At 63.8% G+C, this 14,119-nt stretch carries 12 protein-coding genes; 8 read left to right on the plus strand and 4 right to left on the minus strand.

The window, feature by feature from the left end:
- Nucleotides 1-249 precede the first annotated feature (249 nt).
- Entirely contained in the window at nt 250-561 is a 312-nt protein-coding gene (locus LRX75_RS19280; protein WP_231816271.1) for a hypothetical protein, read from the minus strand.
- A gap of 188 nt (nt 562-749) precedes the next feature.
- Between LRX75_RS19280 and LRX75_RS19285 the strand changes: the two genes are divergently transcribed.
- Entirely contained in the window at nt 750-1,835 is a 1,086-nt protein-coding gene (locus LRX75_RS19285; RefSeq protein ID WP_231816272.1) for a helix-turn-helix transcriptional regulator, read from the plus strand.
- A 32-nt stretch (nt 1,836-1,867) separates the two neighbouring features.
- Here the strand turns inward: LRX75_RS19285 and LRX75_RS19290 are convergent, their stop codons facing one another.
- The 3 genes from LRX75_RS19290 to LRX75_RS19300 all read right to left on the minus strand — a co-directional run bounded on the left by LRX75_RS19290 (nt 1,868) and on the right by LRX75_RS19300 (nt 6,402).
- The gene (locus tag LRX75_RS19290) at nt 1,868-4,393 is read right to left on the minus strand and encodes a methyl-accepting chemotaxis protein (RefSeq protein WP_231816273.1); all 2,526 of its coding nucleotides are present in this window, start codon (nt 4,391-4,393) and stop codon (nt 1,868-1,870) included.
- Nucleotides 4,394-4,866: 473 nt separating this feature from the next.
- Nucleotides 4,867-5,019 (minus strand): hypothetical protein, encoded by a 153-nt coding sequence (locus LRX75_RS19295; protein ID WP_231816274.1) that lies wholly within the window; start codon nt 5,017-5,019, stop codon nt 4,867-4,869.
- Nucleotides 5,020-5,217: 198 nt separating this feature from the next.
- Nucleotides 5,218-6,402 carry a BaiN/RdsA family NAD(P)/FAD-dependent oxidoreductase gene (locus tag LRX75_RS19300; RefSeq protein WP_231816275.1) on the minus strand — a complete coding sequence of 395 codons (1,185 nt, stop codon included), beginning with the start codon at nt 6,400-6,402 and terminating at the stop codon, nt 5,218-5,220.
- 135 nt (nt 6,403-6,537) lie between these two features.
- On the opposite strand from LRX75_RS19300, the gene LRX75_RS19305 reads away from it, so the two are divergent.
- From LRX75_RS19305 to LRX75_RS23445, 7 genes are all read left to right on the plus strand, one after another.
- Entirely contained in the window at nt 6,538-7,974 is a 1,437-nt protein-coding gene (locus LRX75_RS19305; protein ID WP_113149125.1) for a glutamine synthetase family protein, read from the plus strand.
- A gap of 8 nt (nt 7,975-7,982) precedes the next feature.
- Complete coding sequence (locus LRX75_RS19310; protein WP_231816276.1) at nt 7,983-9,281, plus strand: NAD(P)/FAD-dependent oxidoreductase; 1,299 nt, start codon at nt 7,983-7,985, stop codon at nt 9,279-9,281.
- A gap of 92 nt (nt 9,282-9,373) precedes the next feature.
- Entirely contained in the window at nt 9,374-10,849 is a 1,476-nt protein-coding gene (zwf, locus tag LRX75_RS19315) for a glucose-6-phosphate dehydrogenase (RefSeq protein WP_231816277.1), read from the plus strand.
- Nucleotides 10,850-10,852: 3 nt separating this feature from the next.
- Nucleotides 10,853-11,551 (plus strand): 6-phosphogluconolactonase, encoded by a 699-nt coding sequence (gene pgl, locus LRX75_RS19320; RefSeq protein ID WP_231816278.1) that lies wholly within the window; start codon nt 10,853-10,855, stop codon nt 11,549-11,551.
- Between the two features lie 122 nt (nt 11,552-11,673).
- Nucleotides 11,674-13,494 carry a phosphogluconate dehydratase gene (edd, locus tag LRX75_RS19325; protein WP_231816279.1) on the plus strand — a complete coding sequence of 607 codons (1,821 nt, stop codon included), beginning with the start codon at nt 11,674-11,676 and terminating at the stop codon, nt 13,492-13,494.
- A gap of 51 nt (nt 13,495-13,545) precedes the next feature.
- Nucleotides 13,546-13,839 (plus strand): type II toxin-antitoxin system RelE/ParE family toxin, encoded by a 294-nt coding sequence (locus tag LRX75_RS19330; protein WP_231816280.1) that lies wholly within the window; start codon nt 13,546-13,548, stop codon nt 13,837-13,839.
- 141 nt (nt 13,840-13,980) lie between these two features.
- The coding region (locus tag LRX75_RS23445; RefSeq protein WP_420851161.1) for a helix-turn-helix domain-containing protein at nt 13,981-14,119 on the plus strand (139 nt) is incomplete at its 3' end.

The following is a 14,119-nucleotide window of genomic DNA, read 5'->3' on the forward strand; positions in this document are numbered from 1 at the left end:
CTCGGCGAACCCGTGCGATCGTCTTCTCGTCATCGTTCGCATTGCTTCTCCTCAAGGGTTCGTTGAAGGCCCGTCGCTTGAAAAGAGATTTACGCGACGGGCTTCAAGTCTTTGATGTGACGCATGCCATATTCTTAACCGCCGCACACTGTCAGACGACATGCATTAACGGCGCGGGTAATGACCGGCTCTATGGCAAACTGGCCACTGCCGCTCTGACATTAGATCGAACGCGATACAGGCTGGCTGTCAGCGCCCATAGGGATAACGCTCCCCCTTCTGATTGATGAGCGTGTATGTCTTGCCGTCGGTCACGATACGGTCGCAGCGGCTGCCGCCGCCGGTGAACTTCACGCAGATCTTGCCGGCAGAGATCGTGTATTTGCCTTTGCCTCCACCGGCGTAGGCGTAGCTTCCGTCCTTACCGTACGTCATGCGGCCGTTGACCGTTTTTCCCACCGCAATCTTTTCGATCTCCGCCTTTGTCGCCGCCCTTTCCTCCGCAGCAGACGCAGGCGATCCTGCAAACACCAATGCCAGAAGAATGATTGCCTTGTTCATGTAACATCTCCAAACGACCACCTATCGGGCCGGAGAACAGGCACCATAGGATGCGCAAGGCGTCCTCACCCATATGGGTGAGTTGAGGGGATCCATGGGAACATTTCGACAGCCGGCAGCGACGCCGCTGTTGCCAAGTTCATCCTGCGATGCAAAACTTTGGATGAACGTGTTCGGACCTGTGTGCCATGCTGGATCCCAAGTCTTTCGAGGACGATATCTATCAGGCCGCCTTTCTCCCGGAGACATGGCCGGCGCTTCTCGACAGGATCTCATGTGCGATCGGTGCCGAGGGGGCATTGCTTGCCAATGTCAGCGACGCCAAGCTTCCATGGATTGCCTCTGACGGGGTGCTGGATCTCTACACCGCATTTTTCAATGAGGGATGGGCTTTCAACAATCCGCGGACAGAGGCTCTCGTGAACATCCCGCACAGTGGCTTCATGAGCGACGCGGATCATCTCGACGAAGCGTGGATGAGCCGGCAATCTATCTATCGAGACTTTCTTTGGCCTCGTGGATTCGGCTATGCTGCTGGAACGACAGTGAAGAGCCCTGGTGGCGTGACGATCGGCATATCGATCGACAAACGCAGGGATGCCGGGCCCGTCTCGCGGACCGAATTGCAATTTCTCGATTTGCTTCGTCCGCATTTATCCCGGGCTGCCGTGCTCGCCAATCGCCTTGAATTCGCGAAGATCGACGCCGCACTCCAGGCGCTGAAAATCGCCAGCATTCCGGCAGCGACGATTCGGTCGGACGGGCGACTTCTCGGTACCAATTCGCTCTTCGAGAGATTTGCTTCGGGCATACAAATCGGGGCAGCCGATAGGCTATGTTTCGCCAACGCGACAGCGGAGCAATTCTACCGTTCTATCGGCCGCAATCGCGATGGAAAGTCGGGGCGATCCTATCCCCTTCGGGCCACGGATCAGACACCGCCGGCCATTCTGCATTTCGTCCCGATCGTCGGCGTCGCTCGCGAAATCTTCCTGCGTGCCGCCTATTTTCTGCTCATTACGCCCGTGGGCCAGAACCAGACACCAACCGCCCAACTCATCCAGGGCATGTTCGACCTTTCCCCGGCAGAATCCCACATTGCCGAGAAACTCGCGCGTGGTTTTGTGATTGCTGAAATAGCGGACGCGGCAGAACTGAGCGTGGAGACCATACGCACTCACGTAAAATCCATTCTGGCAAAAAGCGGAATGAGAAGTCAGCGCGATTTTGTGTCTGCCTTAAGCAGCATACAGACCATTGGCGCTCCCGACTGAGCCTGCAGCGCGCCCTCGGTGGCTGCAATGCTTCAAGCAGCCCGGCCCATGCGCTGACCGGCCGCGGGCTCCAGGCGGAACTGTTCGACCAGTTGCATGAGCGTGTCGGCCTGCTCTGCCAGGGCGCGGCTCGCCGTCGTGGCTTCGTCGACCATGGTGGCGTTCTGCTGGGTCATCTGGTCCATCTGGTTGACGGAGCCGTTGACCTCGTGAAGCGCGGAGGCCTGGTCGCGGCTGGCGGTGGCGATCATGTCGACGTGCTGGCTGACTGCGACGATCTGCTGGCTGATGGAGGCGAGCACCGCGCCGGTCTCCTTCACCGCCTGCGAACCGGCGGTCACCTCGAGCGTGGACTTGTTGATCAGGCCCTTGATCTCGCGGGCGGCACCGGCCGAGCGCTGGGCGAGTTCGCGCACCTCCTGCGCGACCACGGCAAAGCCCTTGCCCGCCTCGCCAGCCCGCGCCGCCTCGATGCCGGCATTGAGCGCGAGAAGGTTGGTCTGGAAGGCGATCTCGTCGATGACCTCGATGATCTGCTCGATCTGGCGCGAAGCCTCCTCGATGCGGCTCATGGCCGAGATGGCATTGGTGACGACGACGCCCGAGCCGTCCGCGCTCTTCTTGGTGTGCGACACGGCGACGTTGGCTTCGTGCGCGCGCTCGGCCGAGGAGCGCACCGTGACCGTGATCTGATCGACGGCGGCGGCGGTTTCCTCGAGCGAGGCGGCCTGCGCCTCGGTGCGGCGCGACAGGCTGTCGGCCGAAGCGTGCATATCGTTGCCGCTGCGCTGGATCAGCACGGCATTGTTGCGGATCTGCAGGAGCGTGTCCTGCAGGCGAATGAGCGAGCCGTTGAAATCCACACGCAGCTGTTCGAGGCGGCCGTTGAACGGCGTTTCGATCTGCTGCGACAGATCCCCCTGGGCAAGCCGCCCGAGGCCGGCGGCGAGCTGGCTCACCGCGAAATCGATCTGGCTGTCCATCGATCGCTTCTCCGCATCGTTGCGGCTGCGCTCGGCATCGGCCTGCAGCCGCTGTTCCTCGCTTTCCGCCTCGATGCGCACCTTCGACAAGGCGTTCTCCTTGAAGACGCCGAGCGCGCGGGCCATGTCGCCGATCTCGTCCTTCCGGGCGTCGCCGTCGATGCGCGTGTCGAGCGCGCCTTCGGCCAGCCGGCGCATGGCGGCCGTGATCTGGCCGATCGGACCCTTCAGCGTGAGAACCAGTGCGAGACCGGCGAGAAGAGCGATGACGACACCGCCGCCCGTCGCGAAGACGGAGACCTGGTTGGCCTTTTCGCGCTCGATCGCCGCATTGGTCTTCTGTTCCTCGGCAAAGCCGACGAGCTGTTGCCAGATCTGGTCGATATCGGCTGCGGCGTCGGCGAACTCCTTATGCCGACCCGCGCTGACGCCGATCAGCGACATGCTGTCCGACTTGATCTTGCCGGCGACCGGCTGGACGGTGGCCGCAAGGCCCGAGAAGAACGGCATTTCGGGCGCCGTGTAGGCGATATTCAGGACCTCCTGATTAAGCACGTTGACCTCGCGGGCAAGCCGCGCCTGGTCCGTCTGCTGGGAGGTTTCGAGGAAGCTGCTGGCGGCAAGCCGGATTCCGGAGACGGCGTTCACGATGGCGCGTGCGTTTTCGAGGATCTTGTTGGCCTTGATCAGGGGCGCATCGAGCTTGCCGAAGGTCGCCGTCGCATTGCGCATCGTCGCGGTTGCCGCCGTCTGGAACTGGATGCTCGCCTGGCGGAAGCGCGCGACCAGCCGGCCGATCGCCTTGGCGTTCTCGTCGCTGAGGTCGCCATTGTTGGCCAGCGTGCGGATCTCGCCGATCGTCGCCTTGAACGTGTCGGCCACGGCCTTCTGGCTGGCCGGCAGGGCCGTGCCGATCTGGGCGAGAACATGATCCAGCGCGGCCTGGCCGTCGCGCGCCACTGCGATCTTGGCTTCGGGTGTCGGCGCGCGGGCGAAATCGGAGGTGAGGCCCGTGAGGATATCGCTGGAGGCGGTCAGACGCTCGGCTTCGCGCAGGAGCGATTTCGCCTTGGTCTCGTCGTCGCGCACGCGCTGTTCGACGGACGTCGCCTCCTCGATGAGCTTGCCCTGTGTGGAGAGGAGAAGACGGATGCTCTTGGTGATGGAGGTGCGCAGCGCGACCTCCGCCTCGTGCAGCTTCCAGAGTTCTCCGACGCGCTCGCGGATCTTCGCGGTGCCGGCGATGGCGCTGTCGAGCTGGCTGGCGCCCTCGCTGTTTTCCATCTGGGCGCGCGTCGCGTTGAGCACGGCTTCCTGGCTGGTGATCTTGAGAACGACGTCGTCGCGCGTCTTTTCGCTCGCGTCGGTCAGAAAGGCATTCATGCCGGCATAGACGTCGCGGAAGCCGGACAGCGACTGGAGCACGCTGTTGGAGATTTCCATGCGCCCCTGCAGCAGGCCGGATGCATAGAGCCCCGTCAGGCCCACGGCGCAGATGCTGACGACAAAGGGCAGAATGAAGAAGAGGACCTTCGTCTGGATCTTGAAGCGGGCAAGGATCTTGTCGATGAACATGGGCGCGTCCTGGCTTGCAGGGCCTACATCCGCCTCCCCCCGAGCCGTCATCGGCCGCTTCGGTGCGCTTCATGTCAGGCCGTCATCATGGTCTGAAGAGAATGCGGGGAGACCGCCAGCCGCTTCGCAATCATTGCAAGACGCCGCAGCCCTCCGGGCGCGTCGTCCAAGCCTGCTCCTCAATGGTTGCAGCTTGGACGAGAGGCGTTAATTTCGTGTAAGCGGCGGGAGACATCGTCATGCGCCTGCCATCTGAACATGGCAGAACAGGTGCGCGTCATTCTGCGACCATCATGACGGTCGGCACGGTGGCGAGAAACGGCCCTGAAGGGCGCTTGCAGGGGAGAGATGGGTGGCCGGCGGGCAAGCCGCGTCCTTGGGACGAGCGGCCGAAGTGCGCGCTGTCATTCGCGCAAGGTATCGGGCTGCAGCCTTCGATGCAGCCGGAAGCGCATGTGCCGGTCTGCGACCGCTCAGAACGATCCGAGGGTCGAGAGGCCGATAACGGCAGCGGCCGTCAGGAAGGCGGCTGCGGTGTAGGTCAGCGCCAGGATTTTCCGGGTGCGGCTATCATCGGCCTTTGCGATGGCGATGGCACGGGCATTGCGTCGGCTATGCTGGTTCATGATATCATGTCCTTCCGTCCGAAGAGAATAGACCCGGTTGAGACGATCCACCAGCCACATTCTGTCGCACCCGTTAAAAATGCGAGAACCGTGCAGCCGGGGGACCATCCGTTCCCATTCGACAGGTAGGGTCGGACAGTTTCGTTAACAAGGCCTGAAGCGCCTTCACGCTTTCGGCATCACCGCGCGTGGCGCGGGTCAGACAGCCTGCCCGCAGGAGAAGCCGGAGGCCCAGGCCCACTGGAAATTATAGCCGCCGAGCCAGCCGGTCACATCAACGCATTCCCCGATGAAGAACAGGCCCGGCACGGCCTTCGCCATCATGGTGCGGGAATCGAGATGGCGGGTATCCACGCCGCCGAGCGTCACCTCCGCCGTGCGGTAGCCTTCCGATCCCGCGGGCTTCAGCGACCAGCCGGACACGAGCCCCACCAGCCGGTCGATCGCCTTGTCGGAGAGGTCGGCCAGCGAGCGATCGAGGAGCGCCGCCTCGATGGCCAGATGCTGGGCAAGGCGCTTGGGCAGGTGCTCGCCGAGCACGGTCTGCACGGCCTGCCGGCCCTGTGTGCGGCGGGCCGCCTTCAGCAGGGCGCCGAGATCGACACCCGGCTCGAAAGCCACCCGGATCTCCTCGCCCTCGCGCCAGTAGGACGAGATCTGCAGGATCGCCGGACCGCTCAGGCCCCGGTGGGTGAAGAGCATGGCCTCGTCGAACGTCGTTTTGCCGCAGCCGGCGCGCACATCGACAGCGAGGCCCGCAAGGGCGCCGAGGCTCTCTTTCGCCGCATCGGCCACCGTCAGCGGCACGAGACCCGGACGCGTTTCGACCAGTCCCAGGCCGAACTGCTCGGCGATGCGGTAGGCAAAGCCGGTGGCGCCCATCTTCGGGATCGACTTGCCGCCGGTCGCGATCACCAGCGTGCGGGCGTCGATGGTCTCCTCGGCGAGCGCGACGCGAAAGCCGGTGGCCGAAGCGTCGACGCCCGAAATCTCGGTTCCCAGCCGGAGCACGACGCCGACCGCCTTCATCTCCTCCAGCAGCATGCGGACGATGTCGCGGGCGGTATCGTCGCAGAAGAGCTGGCCCAGCGTCTTCTCGTGCCAGGCGATACCGTACCGCTCGACGAGGGCGACGAAATCGCGCGGCGTGTAGCGGGCGAGTGCGGATTTGGCGAAATGCGGGTTCTGCGAGAGGAAGTTGGCAGGCGCCGTGTGGAGGTTGGTGAAATTGCAGCGACCACCGCCGGAGATGCGGATCTTTTCGCCCGGCGCTTTCGCATGATCGAGCACGAGCACGCTGCGGCCCCGGCGGCCGGCTTCCGCCGCGCACATCATTCCCGCCGCACCCGCGCCGATGATCACCACGTCGAAGCTCTTTGCCACGTCGCGTCTCCTCTGGTCAGAAAGGCCCCGATAACGTCAACGGCATCGGATCGCCAGCATTTTCGCGTCTGGCAAGCTGGCCAATCGTCAAACACCGTCTATGATAAGCAATATCCGAAAGAACCCCGGTGATTTATGCCTGCGAAGAAAACGATCGCGAACACGACGACGAAATCCGCCAAAAGCAACAAGATCCCGTCCGCCCTTCAGGCGCCGCGCGGGGTGAAGACCTGGAAGGAAGCCGCCGACTGGCTGAAGGTTCGGGGCATCGAAGACGTGGAGTGCATCACCCCCGACATTGCGGGCGTTCCCCGCGGCAAGATGATGCCCTCTTCGAAATTCACCTCCAACACCTCCCTCGCCTTGCCCTCCGCCATCTACCGGCACACGATTTCGGGCGAGTACCCGGAGGAGACGGGCGACTTCCGCTATGACAGCCGCGACAGCGACATCAAGCTCGTGCCGGATCTCTCCACGCTCTCCATCGTTCCCTGGGAGACAGACCCGACCGCGCAGGTGATCTGCGACATCGCCGGATCCAAGGGCGAAAACGTGCCCTATACGCCGCGCAACGTGCTGAAACACGTGCTGGAACTCTACAGGCTGAAGGGCTGGAAGCCGGTCGTCGCGCCCGAGATCGAATTCTACCTCGTCGCCAAGAACGACGATCCCGATTATCCGCTGCATCCGCCGAAGGGCCGTTCGGGCCGCTCGATCCAGGGTGGGCAGGCCTATTCGATCGCCGGCGTCAACGAGTTCGACGAGCTGATCGACGACATCTACCACTTCTCCGAAAAACAGGGTCTCGAGATCGATACACTGATCCACGAGGAAGGTCCGGCGCAGTTGGAGATCAACCTGCGGCATGGCGATCCGATCGAGCTGGCCGACCAGGTGTTCCTGTTCAAGCGCACGATCCGCGAAGCCGCGCTGAAGCACGGGATCTATGCGACCTTCATGGCGAAGCCCATGCAGAGCCAGGCGGGCTCGGCCATGCACATCCACCAGTCGATCGTGGAAGTGAACACCGGCCGCAACCTGTTTTCCAACGCGGACGGCTCGCCCTCCAAGGAGTTCTTCCACTTCATCGGCGGCATGCAGCACTATATCCCGAAGGCGCTGTCGATGATGGCGCCCTACGTGAACTCCTATCGCCGGCTGACGCCGGATATGTCGGCACCGGTCAACAATGCCTGGGGCTACGACAACCGGACAACGGCGTTTCGTGTGCCGGATTCCGAACCGGCCGCGCGGCGCGTGGAAAACCGGCTGCCGAGTTCGGACGCCAACCCCTATCTGGCGCTCGCGGCCTCGCTCGGCTGCGGCTATCTCGGCCTGACGCAGGCACTGGAGCCGACGGCACCGGCCGACGACAGCGTCAACACCAAGGCGATCGAGCTGCCGCGCGGACTTCTGGAAGCCGTTGCGGCGCTGGAAGCCGAACCCGCCTTCCACGACGTGTTCTCGGCCGAGTTCATCGCCATCTATGCCGGCGTGAAGCGCGGCGAGTTCGAGACCTTCATGCAGGTGATCAGCCCCTGGGAGCGGGAATATCTGCTTCTCAACGTGTGAGCCCCGCCATGACCTCCGCGGCACAGGGGCAGAGCCCGATCTCGCCCGGCATCTCGTGGTACGAGGATGCCGTGGGCGAGCGGCCGGCCTATCCGGCGCTTGATGGCGACATGACGGCCGATGTCGCCGTGATCGGCGGCGGCTTCACCGGTCTCCAGGCGGCCTGTAACCTTGCCGCCGGCGGAGTGCGGGTCGTGCTGATCGACGCCTGCCGCTTCGGCGACGGCGCGTCCGGGCGCAATGGCGGGCAGTTGGGCACCGGCCAGCGGGCCGAGGTGGACGAGCTTGAAAAGCAGTACGGCCGGGAGCGGGCCAAAGCGCTCTTCGACATGGCGGAGGACGCAAAGCGCGGTCTCCTCGACTTTGCCGCACGCCACGCCATCGACATGGAGTACCAGCCGGGGCACCTCTCTGTGACGCACAAGGCTTCCTCCGAGAGGGCGTACCGGGCCTATGTCGAAAGCATGGCACGCGATTACGGCTATCCGCATCTGCAGATGATGGATGCAGCGGAGACGGCGGAGCGGCTCGGTTCCCGGCACTACGTGCTCGGCATCCGCGATAGCGGTACCGGCCATATCCAGCCAATGAAGCTGCTGGTGGGGCTTGCCCGCGCCGCGCAGGCTGCCGGCGCGCAGCTGTTCGAGAACACCCAGGCGACGGACATCCGGCTGTCCCAGGGCAAGGTGCTCGTGGAAACCGCGCGCGGCACGATCCGCGCCGACCGGGCGCTGATCGCCTGCAACGCCCATATCGGCAGGCTGGAGCCGGTGACCGCGTCGCATGTCATGCCGATCCGCTCCTTCATCGGGGCCACCGAACCGTTGGGCGACGCCTCGCCCGTGCTGCCCGGCGGCGAGAGCGTTGCCGACAGCCGTTTCGTGGTGCGCTACTTTCGCCGGTCGCGTGACGGGCGTCTGCTCTTCGGCGGACGCGAGGCCTATACGGCCGACAATCCGCGCGACATATCCACACACATCCGTCGGCAGATCGCGGAGATCTATCCGGACCTTGCCGCGGTGCGAATGACCCATGCCTGGGGGGGATCCGTCGGCATCACCATGCCGCGCCAGCCCTTCGTGCGCGAGGTCATGCCCGGCGTGACCAGCATCGGCGGGTTCTCCGGCCATGGCGTCATGCTATCCAATCATTGCGGAAAGCTCTATGCCGATCTCGTGCTCGGACGCAGCACCGATCTCGACCTTCTGAAGGCGCTGCGCATCCCCGCCTTTCCCGGCGGACGGCGTTTCCGATCGCCGCTTTTGTTCCTCGCGCTCACTTGGTATGCTTTGCGCGACAAGCTGTGACCCTCCCCCCGGCGCATTTTTTGCAACGCAGCACTAGCGCCTTTAAATCGATTAGATTATAAAACGCCCGACCCGAGAGAGATCGATATCCCATGAGCAGCCAGATCATTCCCGTCGAACCCTTTGACTATGTCGTCTTCGGCGGCACCGGCGATCTTGCCGAGCGGAAGCTTCTTCCTGCCCTTTATCACCGCCAGCTCGATGGCCAGCTGACCGACCCGACCCGCATCATCGGCGCCTCGCGCACCGCGATGACGCACGAGGACTACCGCCAGTTCGGCCGCGCGGCGCTGAAGGAACACCTGAAGGCCGGCGAGTACGACGAGGCCGAGGTCAAGACCTTCACCGACCGCCTTTTCTACATTTCCGTCGATGCCAAGACCGACCAGGGCTGGGACAAGCTGAAGGCGCTGCTGGACGAGGCCAAGGACCGCGTGCGCGCCTTCTACCTCGCCGTCGCCCCCGGCATTTTCGGCGCGATTTCCGAGAAGATCCGCGACCACAAGCTGATCACAAAGACCACCCGCATCGTGGTGGAAAAGCCGATCGGCCGCGACCTCGCCTCCGCGCTGGAGCTGAACGACACGATCGGCAAGGTGTTCAAGGAAGAACAGATCTTCCGCATCGACCACTACCTCGGCAAGGAAACCGTGCAGAACCTGATGGCGCTGCGCTTTGCCAATACGCTGTACGAGCCGCTGTGGAATTCGTCCTATATCGACCACATTCAGATCACAGTGGCCGAAGCCGTCGGGCTTGAGAGCCGCGCGGGCTACTACGACACGGCCGGTGCGCTGCGCGACATGGTGCAGAACCACATCCTGCAGCTGCTTTGCCTCGTCGCCATGGAGGTTCCGCCATCGATGAACGCGGAAGCCGTGCGCGACGAGAAGCTGAAGGTTCTGCGCGCGCTGAAGCCGATCACCGCGGCCAATGTCGAGAAGATGACGGTGCGCGGCCAGTACAAGGCCGGCGCTTCCGCCGGCGGCGCGGTCAAGGGCTATCTCGAGGAGCTCGAGGGCGGCGTGTCCAACACCGAAACCTTCGTCGGCATCAAGGCCGAGATCAACAACTGGCGCTGGGCCGGCGTGCCCTTCTACATCCGCACCGGCAAGCGCATGGCGACCCGCATGTCGGAGATCGTCATTTCCTTCAAGCCGATCCCGCACTCGATCTTCGACGATGCGGCCGGCCGCGTGGAGGCCAACCAGCTGATCATCCGCCTGCAGCCGGACGAGGGCGTCAAGCAGTCGCTGATGATCAAGGATCCGGGCCCGGGCGGCATGCGCCTGCGCAACGTGTCGCTGGACATGACCTTTGCCGAATCCTTCAACGCCCGCAGCGCCGACGCCTACGAGCGCCTGCTGCTCGACGTGATCCGCAACAACCAGACCCTGTTCATGCGCCGCGACGAGGTGGAAGCGGCCTGGCGCTGGGTGGATCCGATCCTCAAGGCCTGGGACGAAGTGGGCCAGAAGCCGCAGTCCTACACGGCCGGCACCTGGGGTCCGAGTCAGGCGATCGCGCTCATCGAGCGTGACGGCCGCACCTGGCACGAAGTGGTCTGAGCCATGACGTCTGCGCTTCATTCCTTCGAGACCTCGGCAGAGCTTGCCGAAAACCTGGCGACGGCCGTTGCCGACGCTCTCTCCGCCGGCATTGCCAGAGAGGATTCGGCCTCCATCGCAGTGTCCGGCGGGTCGACGCCCAAGGCCTTCTTCAAGGCGCTTTCGAACACGCCGCTCGACTGGACCAAGGTCTCGGTGACGCTGGTGGACGAGCGGTTCGTCGAGCCCGACAGCGATCGTTCCAACGAAAAGCTGGTGCGCGACAACCTTCTGACGGGCGCGGCCTCCGCTGCCGCCTTCCAGCCGCTCTACTACCCCACGGCCACGGCCGAGGAGTCGGCCGCCGCCGCGACAAAGGAAACGGCCCGGATCGGCCGGCCTTTCGACGTCGTGGTGCTGGGCATGGGCGGCGACGGGCACACGGCCTCGTTCTTCCCCGGCGGATCGCGCCTTGCCGAAGCGCTCGACCCGCAGACACCGCGCGGCGTGATGACCATGCAGGCGGAGGGGGCCGGCGAGCCACGACTGACCTTCACGTTTACGAGCCTCGAGGATGCACGGCTTCTGGTGCTGCATATTGAGGGTAACGCCAAGAAGACGGTGCTGGAGACGGCGCAAGGGGACGGTCCGGAAACGGATATGCCGATCCGCGCCATCCTGCGCCGCGCCGCCTCGCCGGTCGCGATTTACTGGGCGCCGTAACGGGCGTGCCCTCCCGGTCACCGGCCCGTCGCGCGCGACTTGACACACCCGGCGCTCATTCGCGCCGACACCGATGATCCACATCTGAGACAGGGGCCGGACAGGCCCCGGAAGGATAGGCCATGACCGTCGATCCCCGCATCGCAGCCATCACCGCCCGCATCGTCGAGCGCTCCAAGCCCTCACGCGAACTCTATCTCCACCGCGTGCGCAACGCCGCCGCCAAAGGCGTGCACCGCTCCGTGCTCGGCTGCGGCAATCTCGCGCATGGCTTCGCCGTCTGTTCCCCCTCCGAGAAGGTCGCGCTGTCGGGAGACACCGTGCCCAATCTCGGGATCATCACCTCCTACAACGACATGCTGTCGGCGCATCAGCCGTTCGAAACCTACCCGGCGATGATCCGCGAAGCGGCGGCGCAAGCCGGTGGCATCGCCCAGGTGGCCGGCGGCGTGCCCGCCATGTGCGATGGCGTAACCCAGGGCCAGCCCGGCATGGAACTGTCGCTGTTTTCGCGGGATCTCATCGCCATGGCAGCCGGCATAGGCCTCTCGCACAATATGTTCGACAGCACGGTCTATCTCGGCGTCTGCGACAAGATCGTGCCCGGCCTGATGATCGCGGCCATGACCTTCGGCCACCTCCCCGCCGTCTTCATTCCCGCCGGCCCGATGACGACCGGCCTGCCGAACGACGAGAAGGCCCGCGTGCGCCAGCTCTACGCCGAAGGCAAGATCGGCCGCGACGAACTGCTGGACGCCGAGTCCAAGTCCTATCACGGTCCCGGCACCTGCACCTTCTACGGCACGGCCAATTCCAACCAGATGGTGATGGAGATCATGGGCTTTCACATGCCCGGTGCGTCCTTCATCAATCCCGGCACGCCGCTGCGCGACGCGCTGACGCGTGAGGCGACCAAGCGGGCGCTGGCGATCACCGCGCTCGGCAATGAATTCACCCCCGCCGGCGAAATGATCGACGAGCGCTCCATCGTCAACGGCGTCATCGGCCTGCATGCGACGGGCGGCTCGACCAACCACACGATGCATCTCGTCGCCATGGCGCGCGCCGCCGGCATCATGCTCACCTGGCAGGATATTTCGGAGCTTTCCGACATCATCCCGCTGCTGGCCCGTGTCTACCCCAACGGCCTTGCGGACGTGAACCATTTCCACGCCGCCGGCGGGATCGGCTATCTCATCGGCCAGCTCTTGAAGACCGGCATGATCCACGAGGACGTGCGCACCGTCTTCGGCCATGGGCTCCAGGCCTATGCGATCGACGTGAAGCTCGGCGAGAACGGCACGGTTGCCCGCGAGCGCGCGCCCGATGTCAGCCACGACCCGAAGGTGCTCGCCACCATCGACAAGCCCTTCCAGACGACGGGCGGCCTCAAGATGCTCACCGGCAATCTCGGCAAGGCCGTCATCAAGATCTCGGCCGTCAAGCCGGAGCGCCACATCATCGAGGCGCCGGCAAAGATCTTCCACGATCAGGCAAGCCTCAACGACGCCTTCAAGGAGGGCAAGCTCGAGGGCAATTTCGTCGCCGTCGTGCGCTTCCAGGGCCCCAAGGCGAACGGCATGCCGGAACTGCACAAGCTGACGACCGTGCTCGGCATCCTGCAGGATCGCGGCCAGATGGTCGCCCTCATCACCGACGGGCGCATGTCCGGCGCATCCGGCAAAGTCCCCTCCGCCATCCACATGACCCCAGAGGCCAAGGACGGCGGCCCGATCTCCAAGATCCGCGAAGGTGATATCATCCGGCTGGATGCCACGACCGGCGAGATCAACGTGCTTGTGTCGGACGCAGAATTGGATGCGCGCGAACCGGCAGAAGCCGACCTGTCCGGCAACGAATTCGGCATGGGCCGCGAACTGTTCGCACCATTCCGGGCGATGACGGGGGCTGCCGAACACGGGGCGAGCGTGTTTTTTCATTGATTTGCACTGATGCAGCTTTCGCGAATATACGGTGCCTTGTATATTTGACGAATGAAGGTTCTCACGTTTTGCGGCAACAGTCTCCGAGATCTGCGGGCCTTCCCGGAAGCGGTCGGGCGTGAAGCTGGCTATCAACTTGAAAAGGTGCAGAACGCCCAACCGCCCTCCCACTGGAAGCCCATGCCATCCATCGGCAAGGGCGTCCAGGAAATCCGTGTGAGGGATGAATCCGGTGCTTTCCGTGTCATCTATGTCGCTCGGTTTGCCGATGCGGTTTACGTGCTACATCGTTTCCAGAAAAAGCCGCAGAAGACAGGCCAGACAGATCTGGACCTCGCGACGTAGCGCTATCGCGATCTGGTCAAGGGACTCGACCCATGAGGGATGAAACATTTGCTAGAGTCTGTCTGCGGGTAACGGAATCGGGGGCTGGCATTTTGTGTTGTTTTCTGATTCCGTATGGATTTTAGCGGGAGGCTTTCAGCAATGCCGAAGTCACTTTCGTTGGATTTGCGCAGCCGGATTGCGGCGGCTGTCGTGCAGGGTGAATCGGTTCGATCTGTTGCGCGACGGTTCGATGTGTCGGCTGCGAGTGCGGTGCGGCTTGGGCAGAAGTTGCGGGCGG

It is taken from the genome of Rhizobium quercicola (assembly GCF_021168455.1).
In the GTDB taxonomy this organism is placed as follows: Bacteria; Pseudomonadota; Alphaproteobacteria; order Rhizobiales; family Rhizobiaceae; genus Ferranicluibacter; species Ferranicluibacter quercicola.